Annotated in this window: 16 protein-coding genes; 5 read left to right on the top strand and 11 right to left on the bottom strand. The window is 71.8% G+C overall.

Annotated features, from left to right (window positions below):
• Nucleotides 1-100 precede the first annotated feature (100 nt).
• The 6 genes from ACIA6C_RS12875 to ACIA6C_RS12900 form a co-directional block, all read right to left on the bottom strand.
• Nucleotides 101-823: a hypothetical protein gene (locus ACIA6C_RS12875; RefSeq protein ID WP_399275124.1), complete on the bottom strand. Its 723-nt coding sequence runs from the start codon at nt 821-823 to the stop codon at nt 101-103.
• A gap of 152 nt (nt 824-975) precedes the next feature.
• Complete coding sequence (locus ACIA6C_RS12880) at nt 976-3,258, bottom strand: pyridoxal-phosphate dependent enzyme (RefSeq protein WP_399275126.1); 2,283 nt, start codon at nt 3,256-3,258, stop codon at nt 976-978.
• A gap of 9 nt (nt 3,259-3,267) precedes the next feature.
• Complete coding sequence (locus ACIA6C_RS12885) at nt 3,268-4,269, bottom strand: kinase (RefSeq protein ID WP_366080443.1); 1,002 nt, start codon at nt 4,267-4,269, stop codon at nt 3,268-3,270.
• Nucleotides 4,244-5,764 (bottom strand): argininosuccinate lyase, encoded by a 1,521-nt coding sequence (locus tag ACIA6C_RS12890; RefSeq protein WP_399275128.1) that lies wholly within the window; start codon nt 5,762-5,764, stop codon nt 4,244-4,246. Before ACIA6C_RS12890 ends, ACIA6C_RS12885 begins: the two co-directional genes overlap by 26 nt.
• A 90-nt stretch (nt 5,765-5,854) precedes the next feature.
• Nucleotides 5,855-7,132, bottom strand: coding sequence for an MFS transporter (locus tag ACIA6C_RS12895; RefSeq protein WP_399275130.1), 1,278 nt, complete (start codon nt 7,130-7,132; stop codon nt 5,855-5,857).
• Nucleotides 7,132-8,481 carry an ATP-grasp domain-containing protein gene (locus ACIA6C_RS12900; RefSeq protein ID WP_399275132.1) on the bottom strand — a complete coding sequence of 450 codons (1,350 nt, stop codon included), beginning with the start codon at nt 8,479-8,481 and terminating at the stop codon, nt 7,132-7,134. Before ACIA6C_RS12900 ends, ACIA6C_RS12895 begins: the two co-directional genes overlap by 1 nt.
• Nucleotides 8,482-8,796: 315 nt before the next feature.
• Here ACIA6C_RS12900 and ACIA6C_RS12905 point away from each other — a divergent pair, with 315 nt between their 5' ends.
• From ACIA6C_RS12905 to ACIA6C_RS12920, 4 genes are read left to right on the top strand one after another with little or no spacing between them, the layout of a single operon-like run.
• The gene (locus ACIA6C_RS12905; protein WP_399275134.1) at nt 8,797-9,627 is read left to right on the top strand and encodes a transketolase; all 831 of its coding nucleotides are present in this window, start codon (nt 8,797-8,799) and stop codon (nt 9,625-9,627) included.
• Nucleotides 9,624-10,613 carry a transketolase family protein gene (locus ACIA6C_RS12910; RefSeq protein ID WP_399275136.1) on the top strand — a complete coding sequence of 330 codons (990 nt, stop codon included), beginning with the start codon at nt 9,624-9,626 and terminating at the stop codon, nt 10,611-10,613. The genes ACIA6C_RS12905 and ACIA6C_RS12910 overlap by 4 nt, the downstream gene beginning before the upstream one ends.
• Nucleotides 10,610-11,635, top strand: a complete 1,026-nt coding sequence (locus tag ACIA6C_RS12915; protein ID WP_399275138.1) for a DMT family transporter — start codon at nt 10,610-10,612, stop codon at nt 11,633-11,635. Before ACIA6C_RS12910 ends, ACIA6C_RS12915 begins: the two co-directional genes overlap by 4 nt.
• Nucleotides 11,636-11,649: 14 nt before the next feature.
• Nucleotides 11,650-12,930 (top strand): aspartate kinase, encoded by a 1,281-nt coding sequence (locus ACIA6C_RS12920; RefSeq protein ID WP_399275140.1) that lies wholly within the window; start codon nt 11,650-11,652, stop codon nt 12,928-12,930.
• A gap of 62 nt (nt 12,931-12,992) precedes the next feature.
• Here ACIA6C_RS12920 and ACIA6C_RS12925 read toward each other — a convergent pair whose 3' ends face one another.
• The 4 genes from ACIA6C_RS12925 to ACIA6C_RS12940 all read right to left on the bottom strand — a co-directional run bounded on the left by ACIA6C_RS12925 (nt 12,993) and on the right by ACIA6C_RS12940 (nt 15,430).
• Nucleotides 12,993-13,367: a VOC family protein gene (locus ACIA6C_RS12925; RefSeq protein WP_361135165.1), complete on the bottom strand. Its 375-nt coding sequence runs from the start codon at nt 13,365-13,367 to the stop codon at nt 12,993-12,995.
• A gap of 369 nt (nt 13,368-13,736) precedes the next feature.
• On the bottom strand, nt 13,737-14,207 hold the full coding sequence (locus ACIA6C_RS12930) for a Clp protease N-terminal domain-containing protein (protein WP_399275142.1): 471 nt from the start codon (nt 14,205-14,207) through the stop codon (nt 13,737-13,739).
• A gap of 7 nt (nt 14,208-14,214) precedes the next feature.
• Nucleotides 14,215-14,418 carry a helix-turn-helix domain-containing protein gene (locus ACIA6C_RS12935; protein WP_329192551.1) on the bottom strand — a complete coding sequence of 68 codons (204 nt, stop codon included), beginning with the start codon at nt 14,416-14,418 and terminating at the stop codon, nt 14,215-14,217.
• A gap of 142 nt (nt 14,419-14,560) precedes the next feature.
• Nucleotides 14,561-15,430: a helix-turn-helix transcriptional regulator gene (locus ACIA6C_RS12940; protein WP_399275145.1), complete on the bottom strand. Its 870-nt coding sequence runs from the start codon at nt 15,428-15,430 to the stop codon at nt 14,561-14,563.
• Between the two features lie 147 nt (nt 15,431-15,577).
• Between ACIA6C_RS12940 and ACIA6C_RS12945 the strand changes: the two genes are divergently transcribed.
• Nucleotides 15,578-15,877: a putative quinol monooxygenase gene (locus tag ACIA6C_RS12945; protein ID WP_399275147.1), complete on the top strand. Its 300-nt coding sequence runs from the start codon at nt 15,578-15,580 to the stop codon at nt 15,875-15,877.
• 46 nt (nt 15,878-15,923) lie between these two features.
• On the opposite strand, the gene ACIA6C_RS12950 is transcribed toward ACIA6C_RS12945, so the two are convergent.
• On the bottom strand, nt 15,924-16,373 hold the full coding sequence (locus ACIA6C_RS12950; protein WP_399275149.1) for a DUF5954 family protein: 450 nt from the start codon (nt 16,371-16,373) through the stop codon (nt 15,924-15,926).
• Between the last annotated feature and the right edge of the window lie 146 nt (nt 16,374-16,519).

Consider the following 16,519-nt stretch of genomic DNA (forward strand, 5'->3'; position numbering starts at 1 on the left):
TAATACAGACATGTCGGTAACTGTCCCTTTGCCAAAGGAATGCAGACGAAAGACAGGCAATACACCTCTATGTCGTTTTTTCCTACGGATATGCGACGGCTCAGGAGATCCCGTACCACTGGCTGCCCCAGCCGGTGTTGATGGTGCTCGTGGACTGCTCGGCGAGGTTCACGGAGGCGGGCAGCGCACTCTGACCGGTCAAGACGGTGCTGTACCGGAGCTTCGGCGGCGCCAGACCGGCGTTGACCGAGATGCCGGCCCCCGTGGACTTCAAGGTGAGCGCGTTGGTGGTCCAGTTGCCGTTGAGCAGGAGGGCGATGAAGTACGTCCCGGGGGCCGCGGTGAACGGCTTGCCCAGCGGCAGCGGTTTCGCGACCGCCTCGCCCATCAGCTGCGCTGAGATGTCCTGGGTTGCGGCGCGCAGGGTCCCGGCGCCGTCGTACACGCCGAGGTAGCAGTTGGCGAGCTGTGCGCCCGGGTCGACGCCGGCCAGGCCCAGCCAGATGTCGGACCAGGTGATCTGCTCGCGCAGGACGATCCGTACGAGGGTGACCCGCCCGCCGACGCCGGCGGCCGACTGGGCGGTGACGTGCCCGGCGTCATTCGGGTCGCCGGTCCAGGCCAGCAGGTTCTGATCTTGCGGCCGGGGCCCCTGGTACCCCTCGGACGCGGAGCCGCCGCCCTGCGCGGGCGCCGGGGCCGACGGAGTGGCGCCCGCGTGCCCACCCTCGGCCGGCGCGGTGCAGCCGGCCACGAGGAACAGGGCGGTCAGGGCCCCGAGGAGGCCCTTCGCGGTGGTGGCGGTGATGGTCCGGGTGCGCATGGTCCCCCCATGAGGCGCGGGTGTGCCGACGCGCCATGATCACACGCCCGGTCCGGACGCCGTAGGACGGCCCCGCACGCACGGAGACCGGTCGCCGCGGCTGCGGCGACCGGTCACCCGTCGGCCCTGCGGGGAATACCGGCCCGGTCCGGTCAGCGGGCCTGCGCCCCCTGCTGCGCCCCGTCGGCGATATCCACGCGCAGCTCGCCCAGCGCGGCGTCCAGCGAGCGCGTCACCGCTGCCGCGTCGGGGCCGGTGGCGATGAGGTGCCCGAGCCGGTCGTACGCGTTCTCGGCGGCCCGTACGGAGGCACCCGCCGCGGCGGTGACGGTGACGGCCGTGACACCGTCGACGGCGCGTGCGGCGTCGGCGCCCTCGATGCCGTCCAGCGTCCCCGCGCGCTCGGGGAGCAGGAACCTGATCCCGGCGGACGCGGAGTGCGAGGGGGCCAGGTCCAGCGGCATCCCGGTCGCGGCCCGCAGCTGCTGCTCCAGCAGGTCGATGCCGGTGGCCTGACGGACCGCCTCCGGGATCATGCCGCCCGCCAGACGCGGATTGACCTCGATCACCGCGACTCCGCTCCCGGTGAGCTTGACCTCCGTGTGGGTCGGGCCGAGTTCCCAGCCGATGGCCTTGAGGGCCGCGGCGACCGTCTCGGCGACGGCGCCCGCGACCGGCCCGGTGAGGGGGGCGGGGAACAGGTGCCCGGTCTCCACGAAGTGCGGGCCGGCCGTGACCTGCTTGGCGGTGATGCCGACGCAGGTGGCCACGCCGTCGTGAGAGAACATCTCGACGCTGTACTCGGGCCCGTCGAGGTACTCCTCCAGGAGCACCGTCCGCGCGGTGGGCAGCCCCCGGGCGTTGGTCGTCACCGACAGGAGGCGCTCGGCATGCGCCGCGACCTCCTCGCCGGTGGAGCACAGCAGCACGCCGTTCGAGCCGGAGTCGTCGGCGGGCTTCACCACGCACGGCAGACCCACGGCGCGCACCGCACCGGCCACGTCCGCCGGGTCCATCAGGACCGCGAACCGCGGCTGGGCGACGCCCGCGTCCCGCAGGACACCGCGCGTCGTCGCCTTGTTGCGGCAGGCGGCCACGGCGTCCGCCGGGTTGCCGGCCAGGCCCAGCCAGTCGGTCAGCCCGGCCACCGCGGGAACGTAGAAGTCACTCGTCGTCGTGATACCGGCCAGTTCCTCGCGGGGGTACCGCTGGCTGATGACGGCCCGCAGTGCGGCCTGCGAGCCGGTGTCGCAGACGACGACCTCGGCGCCCGTCTCCGCCAGGCCGGCGTACCGCTCCGGCCCGCCCGTCAGCAGCACCGGGGTCAGCCCGAGCTCCCGCGCCCGGGTCAGCGCGATCATGCCGGTGCCGGTGGTGTTGGACTCGACGAACAGCACCCGCTTGGGCAGCTCCCGGGGCCGGCGCACCTCGGCGCGCGACCACTGGCTCACGTGGGTCCCGTAGGCGACCTCGGCCGGCTCGGAGGCCAGCGGCAGCTCGGCCACCTTGTGCTCGGCCCAGTACTCGTCGCTGTACACGGTCTCCGTGTAGCGGTCACCGCGGTCCGGGAAGATGCCGACGATCCGGCTGCCCGGCTTCGCACGGGCGGCCACGTCGGCGAGCACCCGGTAGACCGACCCCGAGGTGTTGCCCGCGAAGATCTGCTGCTCCCCGGCCAGGGCGCGGGCGGCCGCGAACGCCTCGTGGTCGTTGAGCCAGTGCACCTCGTCGATGATCCCGCGGTCGAGGTTGTGCGGCGACAGGCTGTTGCCGAGGCCGCTCTGCAGCCGCTTCGGCCTGTCCGGCTGCTCGAAGAGCGCACTGCCCACGCAGTCCACGCCGACCGACCGCAGCCCCGGCAGGCGCCGCCGCAGGGCGCGGGTGCTGCCGCACAGGGAGCCGCCGCTGCCCACCGCCCCCACCAGTACGTCCACGGTGCCCAGGTCGCGCAGCAGTTCGTCGGCGAGCACCCGGTAGGCCCGAGGGTTGTCCGGGTTGGTGTACTGCCGCGGCCAGAAGGCACCGGGCATGTCCCGCATCAGCTCGTCCAGACGCTCCAGGCGGGCGCCCTGCCAGCCCTGGTCGGTCATCTTGGGAACCACGTGGACCCGGGCGCCCAGCGAGCGCAGCTTCGCCATGGTCATGGGGTCGATACGGGGATCGGTGACGATGTGCACGGGGTGGCCGAGCGAGCGGCCCACGAGCGCCACTCCGAGGGCCATCGTGCCGGAGGAACTCTCCACGATGGGAGCCCCCGGCAGCAGCGCCCCGATGCGGCGCGCCTCCTCGATGGCGCTCTTGGCCACCCGGTCCTTCATGCCGAAGGGATTGGCGAGTTCCAGTTTCGCGTAGACCTCGGTCCCCTCCGGCACATCGAGGTCGAGCCGGACGAGCGGGGTGTGCCCGACCATGTCGTAGACGGTTTGAAAGAGCATGTCTCCTCCTCAGACGCTGGTAGGGGCCGCCACGCGGGCGGAGGCGGCGAGCGGACGGAACCCTCCGTAGGACCAGTCGTCGCCATGGCCGAGGGAGCGGTGGAGCGTCGTGGTGCCGGGCAGCGAGGCGCACGCGGCGAGTGCGATCTCGGCCTTGGACGCCGTCTCGGGATCGTCGTGGGGCAGCAGGATGCCGAGCATCGTCCCGCTGTGGGCGCAGGCGATGCCGAGCCCGTCGATGTCACGGCAGATGCGCTGGAGGGTGGGCAGGGAGGGGCGGGGCATGTGCCGTGCGTTCAGCTCGGCGCTGCGGGTGGCCACGCGGCCGAGCGAGCGGAGGTCCGACACGAGGATCGCGTCGCGCGCCTGGTCGAGGAGGCCGGCGTACTCGCGCTGCTCCTCCGCGCTGCGCGCCGTGGCCGCGTGGTTGTGGCTGATGGTGTCGACCTGTCCGCCTTCGTCGTAGGCGATGACGGTCATGGACGGTACGGTGCCCAGGCGTTCGCGGAGCCGGACCTCACGGTGACTGAACGCCACGATCTCGTCGTACATGACGCCGTCCGACGGTTCGATGCCCCGCAGCAGCGCCTCGATGTCCGCCGGGGTGAAGCGGACGTCCAGGGCGTCGGCCACCGCGCGCGCCGTGGCCACGAGGTCCGCCGACGAGCTGGCCATGCCCTTGCCTTCGGGCAGCTCGCTGCCGATGCGCAGCTGGCCGCCGCCGCTGTGGCCCGCGGCGCGAAGGGCCCGCTGCGCGAGCTTCGCCGCCTTTCGTTTGTGGCGCGGCGCCACGTGGATCGTCGTCGCGTCCGGTTCGTGCGCGAAGGTCGCCGTGGACCAGGCCGCCACCGGTGACGTCACCATGAAATGCCCGCCGTCGCCGGGCAGTACGCCCTGGAGGAGCTCCCCGAACGTTCCGAAGGCCCTGCCGACGCCGGCGCTGCGCGTGCGCAGCGGTCCGGCCGGTCCGGCCAGCCCGTCGAGCTCAGGCGAGTACGGCTGCACTGTCATGCTCTTCTCCTCCGTGTCCGCTACGGGTGGACCGGGCGCGGGCCGCCCATTCCTCTCCCAGCCGTTCGAATTCCTTCTCCTGCGCTCGCAGTACGGCCGCGACCGCCTCCGGCCGGGCGGAGCCCTCGGAGCGCGGCGCGTTCAGGGCGTGCCGTACGTCGAAGGTTCCGGTCAGTACCGATTCCGGCGCCGTCAGCTCGAAGCCGAGTTCCGCCGCGGTCCGCTTGAGCAGGCCCGCGTCGGTCTGCGCCGGTGCGAGGCCGGCCTCCATGGCGGCGACGATGTACCGGCCCGAGATCACCTGGGCCCGCCGCCAGGGCACTCCTTCGCGCAGCGTGAGGGCGTTGGCCAGGGCGAAGCCGCCGAGGAACTCCCGCTCGCACGCCTCGTTCATGCGCTTCGTGTCGAACCGCACGTGTTCCAGGACCGCCGTGGACAGCCGCAGCACGCTCTCGAAGGTCTCGAAGGCGAAGGACAGCTGCGACCCCGCCTCCTTGGACACCTCGACCGAGTTGGAGAAAGGCGTGTTGCGCTGGCCGAGCACCGCGTCCATGTGGGCCGACGACAGGTGCGCGGACTTGCCCCGGATCCGTTCGAGCACCGGGAAGTTCTTCTTCTGCGGCATCGCCGAGGAGATGCCGGAGAGCTCGTCCGGCAGGTCCAGATAGCCGTAGGCGCTGCTGCCCCACGCCATCAGATCGGTGGTGAACCGGCTCAGGGCCACCCCGAACACACTGAACTCGGCCGTGATCTCCAAGACCCAGCCGCGGTACGCGACCGAGGTCAGGGCGACGGGCTGCACCCTTCGGAACCCGAGCAGGGCGGCCAGTCGTCCGCGGTCCCAGGCCAGTTCCTGGCCCGACATGGCGCCGGCGCCCAGGGGACACGCGTCGATGCCGTCGTAGGTGGCGAGCAGGCGCCGCGCCGTGTGCAGCACCTGCTCGGACAGCGCCGCGAGGTAGAACCCGGGGGAGATGATCTGGGCGGCCTGCAAGTGGGTGTAGCCGGGCATGGGGTCGTCGGCGTACCGGCCGGCGAGCCTTCCCGCCGCCCGCCCGAAGGCCAGCAGCGCCTCGGCGGCCGACACCAGGCGCTGCCGTCCGGACATCAGCTGGGCGCAGGCTTGAAGGTCGTTGCGGCTGCGGTCCACGTGCCAGGCGGCGACCGGCTCGGAGAGCCGGGTCTCGACGTGGCGTTCCAGCGCGAAGGCGATGTCCGACATGTTCGCCTCGCGCCCCGCCAGCAGCTCCTCGCGGGTCACCGAGTCCAGCAGCCCGTCCAGTTCCGCCGCCTGGCCGGCCGTCACCAGTTCCATCCGCAGGTATTCGGCGACCAGCGCCTTCTCGATCGCGATGTAGTGGGGCAGGAGATGCTCGGCCTCGTACCGGAACTGCGGGTCGAGGACCTCTTCCCGCAGCAGGTCGCTCGGCCCTTTGCCGATGCGTCCGCTCAGCGGCAGCGCGTTGCTCCCACCGGTGTCGTGGTCAGGGTGCACCTGGAATCCGTTTTCTCTCTTGGAGGGACAGGGACCGGCAAAGGGCGCCGTTCTTCCGGGAGGGGCGCCGGCCGGCAGGGCCGGCGCTCGCTACTGGGTGACCAGCGCGGGAGCGGGGGCGGCCGGAGCCGGCGCCTTCTCGACGCCCCAGATCCGGGGCGAGTTGCTGATCACGGCGGTCGCCAGCAGACCCACCAGCAGCACGCCGCCGACGAGCGACCAGGAGGCGACCGGGCCGAGCGCCTGCACCAGAGGCAGGAAGATCAGCGGTGCGAGTACCACACCGAGGTTGAAGTGCGCCGTGTAGAAGCCCATGTTGCGGACCTTGAGCCGGTCCGGGGTGATGGCGCTGATGTGGTCCGGCATCACCGGGTAGACGATCATCTCGCCGACCGTCCACACCGCGGTCGCCACGAGCAGCAGCCAGGTCTGGTGGCCGCCGAAGCCCATGAGGACGAAGCCGACGGTGGCGCACGCGTAGCCGATCAACAAGCTGGTCCGGCGGCTGAGTTCGAGCATCGCGTGGTTGAGCGCCATCTCGCAGGTGAGCACCATGAAGGCGTTCACCGCGAAGATCGCACTCGCCCAGCCGGCCGACTGCCCCAGCGTGTGGATCACGTACACGCTGGCCACGGTGGACGGCAGCGCGTAGGCGAGGTGGATGGGGGTCGTCGCCGCGAGGAAGCTCCAGAAACGCAGCCCCGGCCGGCCCTGCACACCGCCGCTCCCCGAAGCCGCCGCGTCCTGCTCCCCGTCGGACGCCGAGCTCACCGCGATGCGCGCCCGTGCCAGGATGAGCGCCGAGACGACATACCCGATCGCGGTGCCCCAAGGCAGCAGGCCCGGGCTGACGTTGAACAGGATACCGGCGATCACCGGCCCGATGCCCATGCCGAGGTTGATGGCCAGGCGCACCGCCGAGAAGGCGAACCTCCGCTGCGCCTCCGGCATGACCCGGGCGACCAGCGTGTAGGCGATCGGGTTGACCAGCTCGTAGCAGAAACCCCACAGCGCGGTGAGCGCCGCGAGCACCCAGAGCTGCGTGGTGAACGAGATGACCACCACGATCCCCGCCACGCCGGCGAGCCCCATGACCGCGAGCCGCTGTTCGCGCACCCGGGCCGCCAGCGCGCCGCTGGCCACGCCCGCGATCAGCGCGCCCAGCCCGAACATGCCGACGATCAGACCGATCAGGTCGACGGTCAGCCCCTGCCGCTCGCTGGCGAGGTAGACGCCGTAGAACGGGTAGAGCACGACCGCGCTGCGGGAGAGGGCCACCGTGGCGAGCAGGGCGGCGATCGGCCGCAGGCTCGCCACGTTCGTGCGCAGTCCGGCCTTCTGCCGGGGTGCGTTCGTCTGCTGCGCCATCACACCACTCCGCAGGCGACCCGGGACCGGACGGGCCGGACTTCGTAGACCGACTCGCGGACGGACTCGATGAACCGGTAGTCGGCCTCCACCGTGGCCGCGTCGGGAGCGGTCAGGAACACCCGCAGCGGGCTGGTGAGCAGGTCGAGGGTCGGCACGATGACGTCGCCGGGCTTGCGCTTGAGCATGAGGTCCACCACCGACGGCCGGCGGCGGATCTCCTCGACCAGCGCGTGGTTGACGGCGAGCACCTCGCCGGACAGCTCCGTCGGCGCGTTGTAGACGACCGCGGGCTGACGCCTCTCGTAGACGCCGTCGCCGTACTCGGCGAGGAACCGCTCGGGGTGGGCGTAGGCCAGCGCGGTCAGGTCGGCGCTGTTCGTGCCGATGCACTGCTGGTGGAATTCGGGGTGCAGGTGGCCGTTGACCCGGGCGCCGACCTCCACGAGCGCGGGGCCGTCCGGGGTGATGATCACCTCGGTGTGCGCCGGACCGTTGTGGATGCGCAGCGCGTCCAGCATCGAGCGGGTGTAGTCGATCAGGGCGACCGCCGCGGGATCGGTGGGCGAGAGCAGGATGTCGCGGTTGTAGATCGGCTTCCCGCCCGGCAGCAGACGCTTCTCGTACTGCCACACACCGCAGACGTGGGCGTGCCCGTCGACGCTCACGGTGTCGATGATGTACTCGGTCCCCTCCAGGAAACTCTGTACCAGGACCTCGGTGTTCGCGCCGTTGAACACCGTGGTGCTGCCGAGGATGGAGGGGAAGGCGGCGCGCAGCGCCTCGGCGTCGCGGCAGATGAAGACGCCGTCCGTGGAGGCGGACGACAGCGGTTTGGCGACGCACGGCCAGCGGCCGGCGACCTGGGCCCAGGCGACGGCCTGCTCGACATCCTCGGTGATCAGCTGGGCGGCGGTGCGCAGCCCGGCGGCGGCAACGGCCTCGATCATCTTGTACTTGTTGCGGCGGGCCTCGGAGAGCTCCGTGCCGTTGGTGCGCAGGCCCAGCGCCTCGCTCAGCTGGTCCGCGAGCCGTACGCCCGGCTCCTGGCCGGGGAGGACGAACAGCGGCTGGATCTCCTTGAGGGTGCGCTCGGTACTCCCGTCGGGGTCGTACACGAGGGCGCCGAGGTAACTCGACCTGTCCCACGCCTGCATGCGGGATATCGGTTCGGGGGAGCTCTGCAGGTGGATGACTTCGATTCCCTGGCGGTTGAAGGCGGCCGGCAAGTGGTTGCCGGTTCCGTACGCGTCGACCAGAACGCCGACCGCGCGCCCCTCGGCCTTGCGCACCACGTCCTCGGAGGAGTCCCACAGCTCGGATCGAGCGCCTTCGGACAACTCACTCATCTGGTCCTCACAATCCCTGCTCGGTCGGCGACTGATCAAAGGTTGGCTTGGTCTGGCGGACATCGGGTTTCGGCACCTCGCGGAGCTGACCAACCGCCAATAGAAAAAACCAACCATGTGGTTTTGTCAACGCCTCTCAAGCGACCTTCCAATGGCCTTCCGACGTGGGGGTGGCGTCCGATTTTCAGCCTCATGTGGGCGATGTGTGGCGTAATGCGGGACAGTTCGCGCCGCTCAAGGCCGCCCTTGACAAAACAGCTCGGTTGGTTTGTTCTATCGAGGTAGCGGCTCGCTGACGGCTTTGGAAGGACCAGCATGCTCACACAGGCACCACCCCACGACGTGGCCACACGACTCGCCCTGGACATCCGCCGCAAGGTCATCGAGATGAGCGCCTCACCCAACGGCGTGCACATCGGCGGCAGCATGTCGATCGCCGACCTCCTCGCCGTCCTCTACGGAGAGGTGCTGCGCCGGCCGGCCGGCGCGGGCCCGTCGGAGGAGCGCGACTACCTGATCCTCAGCAAGGGGCAGGCGTCCGCGGGCCTTTACGCGGCGCTCGCCGCCACGGGCGTCATACCCGAGTCCGAGTGCGCCACGTACGCCGAGGAAGGCAGCCGGCTGGGCGGCCACCCCATGAAGCGCCTGCCGGGCGTGGACTTCTCCACGGGCGCGCTCGGGCACGGGCTCTCACTGGGCCTGGGCATCGCCCTGGCCGAGCGCCGATACGGGCACGACGGCCGCGCCTTCGTGATCCTCGGCGACGGGGAACTCCAGGAAGGCTCCAACTGGGAGGCGGCCATGGCGGCATCCCACCTCGGAGCCGACAACCTGACCGCGATCGTGGACCGCAACAAGTGGCAGATCAGCGGTCGGACCGAGGACACCATGTCCCTCGAACCGCTGGCGGACAAATGGCTCAGCTTCGGCTGGCGCGTGCTCTCCATCGACGGACACGACCACGACCAGATCAGGGAGGCACTCCAGGGCCCCGTGGAACCGGGCCGGCCCACGGTCGTCATCGCCCACACCATCAAGGCACGCGGCGTCCCCGGCTTGCAGGACACCAAGAAGAGCCACTCGGCCACCCTCGGCGAGGACGCACGTCTGCTGGCCCTCGCGGTCCTGGACGGTGAGCGGGCATGAGCACGGACATCGCCACCGACCGCTCCGTGGCGGAGGTCTTCGACCACGTCTGGGAGCACCGCTCCACCATCCAGAGCCGTGACGCGTACGCCATGATGCTGCTCGCCCTCGGACGGGAGAACCCGCTCCTGGCGTGCCTGGCCACCGACATGGACTACGAGGACCACTTCGCGAAGGAACTGCCGCGCCAGTACGTGGAGCTCGGTATCGCCGAGCAGAACATGATCGGCGTCGCCGCCGGCATGACGGTGGTCGCCCGGCCCGTGTTCGCCAACGGCATGAGCCCCTTCGCCGTCGCCCGGGCCTACGAGCAGATCAAGATCGACGTGGCCGGCGCCAACCTTCCGGTCAAGATCGTGGGAACGCACGCGGGACTCGCCTCGGGCCACTACGGCCCCACCCACCACTCGCTGGAGGACATCGGCGTCACCCGGATGCTGCCGAACATGACGGTGGTCTCCCCGGCCGACGCGTGGGAGACCGTACAGGCCACGGTGGCCCTCGCCGACGACCCCGGTCCCGCGTACATGCGGCTCGGGCGGCTGGCCACGCCGACGCTGTTCGAGGAGCGCACCGACTTCGTCCTGGGCAAGGCCCGAGTGATGCGCGAGCCCGGCCGGGTGCTGTTCATCGCCACCGGCCCCCACCCGAACCTGGTCGCGGCGGAAGCCGCCCGGGAACTCGCCGCGCAGGGTGTGAGCGCCGGACACCTGAACATGCACACGGTCAAGCCCCTGGACCGGGAGGCCGTCCTCGAGGCCAGTGCCCGGGCCGACGTCGTCGTCACCATCGAGGACCACCGCGCCGTGGGCGGCCTCGGCGGGGCCGTCTGCGAGGTCATCGCCGAGGTCGGCGGGCCGCCGGTGCGCCGGATCGGCGTGCCCGACATCCACTACGACCTCGTCGGAGGGGAGCAGTACCTGCTGAACCACGCCGGGATCAACGTGACCAACGCGATCGCCCAGGCGCTGGACGTCGTGGCATGACCAGCGGCGGTCCCCCCATCGAGGCCCCGTCGCCGAGCGGGCGTCCTGTGCTCGCGGTCCTGGCCGGCGCCTCGTTCATCGCGGCCTCCGCGCCCATGGTCCGGCTCGCCGACACCACGGCGGGCATGGCGGCCTTCTTCCGCTGCGCCGTGGCCGTGCCGGTGCTGTGGGCCCTGATGGTCGCCGACCGTCGGCGCGCCCACCGCAGTCCGCTCGCGCGCCGGGCGCAATGGCTGGCCCGCCTCGCGGGTGTGGCCCTCGCATGCGACCTGGTGCTCTGGAGCCACACCATCGACGCCGTCGGGGCCGGCCTGGCCACGGTCCTCGGCAACCTGCAGGTGCTGTTCGTCGCCTTGTTCGCCTGGACCGTACTGGGGGAGCGGCCGGCCCGGTCCCTGCTGGCCGCCCTCCCGCTCATGCTGGCCGGCGTCGTACTCATCGCCGGCGTGTTCGGGGACCGCACCTACGGCAGCAGCCCCGCCCTCGGCGTGCTCTTCGGAATCGGAACCTCCGTCTTCTACGCCGGCTACATCCTGATCCTGCGCGCGGCCGGCCGGAACACGGCGCCGGGCGCGGACGTGGGCGTCATCGCCCCCCTCTACGAGGCGACGCTCGGCGCCGCCGTCGGCGCGGGGGTGCTCTCCGCGGTCGTCGGCGACGTCCGGCTGCCGTCGCCATGGCCCACCCTGGGCTGGCTCGTCCTGCTCGCCCTTTCCTCGCAAGTGGTCGGCTGGCTGCTGATCTCCCGCTCGTTGTCCGCGCTGCCCGCCGCGCTGACCAGCACCCTGCTGCTCGTCCAGCCCGTCGGCGCGGTCGTGCTCGGAGCCGTCGTCTTCGCGGAAGACCCCTCCGTCGAGCAACTCTGCGGGGTCGGCGTCCTGCTGGCCGGAGTCCTCGTCGCCACCGCGGGCAGGGGCGGCTCCGGGCACAGGGCCCGCACACGGCGGGCCACCCGCCGGGCCCGGGCGGGGCGGGCCACCCGCAGTGAAAGTCCCCCACTCCCGGCCGCCTCGACAACATGAGAAGGAGAACCCCGGTGCACAGCCCAGTAGCACCCGTCCCCGAAACGGCGCGCACGATCCGTGTCATGAAATTCGGCGGCACCTCCATGGGCACCACACCCGAGCGGATGCGCGCGGTGGCCGAGCGGGTCGCCGGTGTCCGCCGTGCCGGCCACCCGGTCGTCGTGGTGGTGTCCGCGCGCGGCGCCACCACCGATGAGCTGGTGGCGGACGCGCGTACGACGTCGTCGGCGCCCCCGGCCCGGGAAATGGACCAACTGCTCGCCACCGGTGAGATCGCGTCCGCCGCCCTCCTCGCGATCGCCCTGAACGACATGGGCGTGCCCGCTTGTTCGCTCACGGGCGCGCAGGCCGGAATCGCCGCCTCCGGCCCGCACGGACACGGGCGCATCGCCAGTATCGAGGGCACCCGGCTCCGAGACGCCCTGCGCCTGGGCACGGTCGCGATCGTCGCCGGATTCCAGGCCGTCGACCCCGTCGGCAACGTGGTCACCCTGGGCCGGGGCGGATCCGACACGTCCGCGGTCGCGCTCGCCGCCGCGCTCGGGGCGGCGACGTGCGAGATCTACACCGACGTGGACGGGGTCTACAACGCCGATCCGCGGATCGTCCCGGACGCTCGGCTGCTGGCCAGGGTCAGCAGCTCGGTCATGGCCGAGCTGGCCTGTTCCGGAGCGCGCGTACTGCACCCCCGTTCGGTCGAACTCGCCGCCCGGGCCGGCGTGGGCATCCACGTCCGGTCGGCATTCTCTGACAAGCCCGGCACCATCGTCATGTCCAATGGAGAAGACATGCTTGAGAGCGCACACCCCGTCACCGGGATCGCCCACGACACGGACGTCGCCCGCATCGTGATCCGTCCCGGCAGCCTGACCCACCGAGGCCTGGAACTCTTCGCCGCCCTTGCCGAAGCCGCGATCGCCGTGGACCTCGTGGCCCGTGTCGGGGACCGTGACATCGGCTACGGATGGGACTTCACCATCGCGCGGACCCACGTGGACGCGCTGCGTGAAGTACTCGCGCGACTGGAGTGCGAGGCCGACATCCACGAATCGGTGGCCAAGGTCTCCCTCGTCGGCGCGGGCCTGCTCAGCCAGCCCGAGGCGACCGGACGCATGCTGGCGGCCCTGGGTGAGGCGGGCATCGAGGCCTATTCGGTGTCGACCTCCCAGATCCGCACCTCCTTCACCCTGGCCAAGGCCCACTGCGGGCGCGCCGTGGGCCTGCTGCACCGCGAGTTCGAGCTGGACCGCCCCGCGCAGGAGAGGACCGCGGACGCGCTGACCGCCGTGTGAGTTCCGCACGCGGGGGCCCGGTCGCCGTGGGTGTGGCGACCGGGCCCCGCGACGCGCCGCGGTTACAGGTAGGGGCGGGTGATCAGCTCGATGGCGTGGCCGGCCGGGTCCTTGAAGTACACGCCCCGGCCGCCGTGTTCGGTGTTGGTCTCCTGCGGCCGCCGCATCTGGGGATCGGCCCAGTGCTCGACACCGCGGTCGCGGAGCCGCCCGTACGCCCGGTCGAACAGCTCGTCGTCGACCAGGAAGGCGTAGTGCTGCATCTGGATCTCCACCGGCGGCTCGGCGAACTGGAGCAGCACGCCGTCGGGGAGCTGGATGTTGGTGAACGGCCCCCAGGACGGCGCTTCGGGCAGTTCCAGCAACTCCCGGAAGAAACGGGCCGACTCGTGGCGGTCCTTGGCGGCGATGATGGTGTGGTTGAACGTGACTGTCATTGGGTTGACCTCGGTGTGTTCGGCACGTGCAGGGAAAGGGGCGCTGGTGCACGAGCGCCGGGGGTCCGCGTGCCGGACTGTGGGGGTGCCTTCGTCGCACCCGCGGAGGGATCAGCCCTCCACCGGGTAACCAATCCGTGTGTGGCGTAGCGCCGGTCCGGTGTTCACATCGGAGACCCTACGTGAGCCAACGCCGGTGTGACAAACCGCTTTTGCCGCACTTCTTCCCGAGGGAGGGAGCGACCGGCCGCGGTCGATGTCCGCCGCAGCCCCGCAGCCCCGCAGCCCCGTAGCCCCGTAGCCCCGTAGCCCCGTAGCCCCGTAGCTTCCGTCCGGCGCCGCCGGCACCGCGCACCGCCGGCACGGCCGTCACCCGGTCCTCTGGCCCAGGCGTTCGCGGACGGCCCCGCGGTCGACGCCCAACTGCCGCATCAGTTCGGCCGCCGGGTCCGGTCGCTCGCAGGCGAGGAGCGCGAGCAGCAGGTGCTCCGGCCCGAGGCGGCGGCCGCCGGTCCTCTTCACCTCGACGAGGGCGCGTGGCAGGACCGAGCGGGCGCCGGAGGTGAAGGGCGTGCGCTTGCGCGAGACGGGGACGGGCGGCCGCTCGACCCCCCGCACGTCGATCCCGATCACGGCCAGCGCCGAACGGTCCAGGCCCTCGAGGGCGGCGCGTGCCTCGTCGAGGCCGACGCCGAGGCACCGGACCGCGGGCGAGCCGGGGTCGTGCAGCAGGCCCAGGAGGAGGTGCTCGGTCCCGATGCGGCGATCGCCGCGCAGCCGGGCTTCTTCCAGTGCGCCGGTGACGGCCGCGCGGGCCCCCGCCGTGAACTTCTCGAACACCGTCGTCTCACTTCCCGTGTTTGGCGTGCGCGGACTGCCGGGACACGCCGAGGGCGTCCCCGATCTGCTCCCAGGACCACCCCTGCTGCCTGGCGCGGGCGACCGCCGCCGCCTCGACCTGCTCGGCCAGCCGGTGCAGCGCACCCACCGCGCGCAGCCCCACGGCGGGGTCGTGCGACCTGAGACGTTCTGCCAGATCTCCGGTTTCCATGGATGTCAGTCTGAGCTGACAGACATGGGTGTGTCAACCCAGGCTGACATCCTCGCGCATGCACGCGCGTCCTCTTGATCGTCCGCGACCAGGCGTACCTCGCCCGGAGTTCAAGCGGGTCGTGGGCAGGGCCCCGGCCGGTTCACCCGGCTCGCACGTCCGCGGTCCGGCGGCCGTGCGTGCCGGGTGTGATGCCGGCCAGGGCCCTGAGGGCGTCCGCGGCGGCGGAGCCCGCCGGCGCGCTGTAGATCATCAGGGTCATGTCGGGGTCGTCGGGCGCCCGCATGGCCACGTAGTCCAGGGCGAGTTCACCGACTCCGGGGTGGACGAACCGCTTGCGGCCGCGGGTCTTGCCACTGACGGTGTGGTCGTCCCACAGACGGCGGAAGTCGGTGCTCCCGAGGGACAGTTCACCGACCAGCCCGGTCAGCTGCGGGTCGTCGGGATGGCGTCCGGCGTCGAGTCGGAGGTTGGAGACGGTGTCCCGGGCCTTGGCCTCCCAGTCGGGGTAGAGGTCCCTGGCGCCGGGGTCCAGGAAGACCAGGCGGGCCATGTTCCGTTCGCCCGGCGGCAGGGCGGGGAAGTCGGCGACCAGGGTGCGGGCCAGGTCGTTCCAGGCCAGGACGTCCAGACGCCGTCCGATGAGGTAGGCGGGGACGGTGACCAGAGCGTCCAGGGCCTGGCGCAGCTCGGCGCCGACGTGCTGGGGACGGCCGGGGTGCGGCTGCGCTCTGCCCGGCTTGGCGAGGTTGTGGAGGTGGCCGCGTTCGTCGGCGTCCAGACCGAGGGCGTCGGCCACGGCGTCGAGGACGGCGGGGGAGACGTTGCGGGCCCGGCCTTGCTCCAGACGGGTGTAGTAGTCGACGCTCACCCCCGCCAGCAGGGCGAGTTCCTCACGGCGCAGGCCCGGCACGCGCCGTCGGCCGCCGAAGCCGCCCGGGCCGACGGCGTCCGGACCGAGGCGGGCCCGACGCGACTTGAGGAACTCGGTGAGCTGGTGTGCACGGTCCATGCCCCCAGTCTCCGCCACCGCCCGCCGTGCCTGGTCCTGTCAGACCCAGGCACGGCGAACCCGGGTCGAAGGGAGCTCTGGGCACCGCCCGGCCCCGCGCCCAGGATGGACACCGTTGACCCGCTCACCACTGAACCGGAGCCCCTCATGTCGAACACGCTCGTGATCGTCGCCAGTTTCACCGCCAAGCCGGGCCAGGAGACGCGGCTGCGCGAAGAGCTGCACGCGATGATCGAGCCCTCCCTGGCGGAGGAGGGCTGCCTCGGCTACCAGCCCTACGCCGACCCCCACCGCCGCGACCGGATGGTCATCGTCGAGGAGTGGGCCGACCCCGCCGCCCTGGACCACCACTTCGCCTTGCCGCACTTCCGCCGCGTCGCCGAGGCCCTGGAGGAGATCCTCGCCGAGCCGTTCACCCTGCGCCGTCTGAACGACGCCCCGGCGTGAACGACGCCCCGGCCTGACCCCCGTCGGACGCGGTCCGGGCGGCGGGTCATTCCGCCGGGTGGACGTTTCCGTCCTCATCGAGGGGGAGGTGGATCCGGGCCGGGTCCCGGCCGTCGACGTCCGACGGGCGCGGGCCCTCCGGACCGCCCGGCCCCCAGCGCAGCAGCCGGCGGGTGCGGACGATCTGGTAGACGGTGTCCCGGAATTGCAGCCGGTTGACGCGCCCGGCGGCCCGGAGGGCGTCGGCCGCGCCGGCGTACCCGGCCAGTTCCGCGGCCACCGCGCCGGCCGCCGCCCCGCCCTCCGCGAAGCTGCGGGCATCGGCGCTCGGGTCGGCGCCCAGGGGGATGAGCCAGTGCATCCGCGGCCACGCCCATCGCAGGGCGAAGTCGAGGGACCGGCGCGCCTCGTGCCCCGTCGCGTATGGGCCGCTGACCGCCTTCCAGCCCTTCGCGGTCCGCTCCACGACCTCGAACGTCGCCGGGAGCAGCAGCACGTCCGGGGGGGGGGGGGGGGGGTACCAACCCCCCCAACCAGACCACGCCCCCCACGTCGGGGAACCCCACCCCCCATAAACAAAGGCCCCCCACCCCCACATGAACCACCCCCGGCGTCGGGGTGACCGGCCCCAGCGGGACCACC

This window comes from Streptomyces sp. NPDC051578, assembly GCF_044454045.1.
Lineage (GTDB): Bacteria > Actinomycetota > Actinomycetes > Streptomycetales > Streptomycetaceae > Streptomyces.

Coding starts and splice junctions, on each gene's coding strand:
- ACIA6C_RS12875 (WP_399275124.1), bottom strand. CDS start 823: ATGCGCACCCGGACCATCACCGCCACCACCGCGAAGGGCCTCCTCGGG.
- ACIA6C_RS12880 (WP_399275126.1), bottom strand. CDS start 3,258: ATGCTCTTTCAAACCGTCTACGACATGGTCGGGCACACCCCGCTCGTC.
- ACIA6C_RS12885 (WP_366080443.1), bottom strand. CDS start 4,269: ATGACAGTGCAGCCGTACTCGCCTGAGCTCGACGGGCTGGCCGGACCG.
- ACIA6C_RS12895 (WP_399275130.1), bottom strand. CDS start 7,132: ATGGCGCAGCAGACGAACGCACCCCGGCAGAAGGCCGGACTGCGCACG.
- ACIA6C_RS12900 (WP_399275132.1), bottom strand. CDS start 8,481: ATGAGTGAGTTGTCCGAAGGCGCTCGATCCGAGCTGTGGGACTCCTCC.
- ACIA6C_RS12905 (WP_399275134.1), top strand. CDS start 8,797: ATGCTCACACAGGCACCACCCCACGACGTGGCCACACGACTCGCCCTG.
- ACIA6C_RS12910 (WP_399275136.1), top strand. CDS start 9,624: ATGAGCACGGACATCGCCACCGACCGCTCCGTGGCGGAGGTCTTCGAC.
- ACIA6C_RS12915 (WP_399275138.1), top strand. CDS start 10,610: ATGACCAGCGGCGGTCCCCCCATCGAGGCCCCGTCGCCGAGCGGGCGT.
- ACIA6C_RS12925 (WP_361135165.1), bottom strand. CDS start 13,367: ATGACAGTCACGTTCAACCACACCATCATCGCCGCCAAGGACCGCCAC.
- ACIA6C_RS12935 (WP_329192551.1), bottom strand. CDS start 14,418: ATGGAAACCGGAGATCTGGCAGAACGTCTCAGGTCGCACGACCCCGCC.
- ACIA6C_RS12940 (WP_399275145.1), bottom strand. CDS start 15,430: ATGGACCGTGCACACCAGCTCACCGAGTTCCTCAAGTCGCGTCGGGCC.
- ACIA6C_RS12945 (WP_399275147.1), top strand. CDS start 15,578: ATGTCGAACACGCTCGTGATCGTCGCCAGTTTCACCGCCAAGCCGGGC.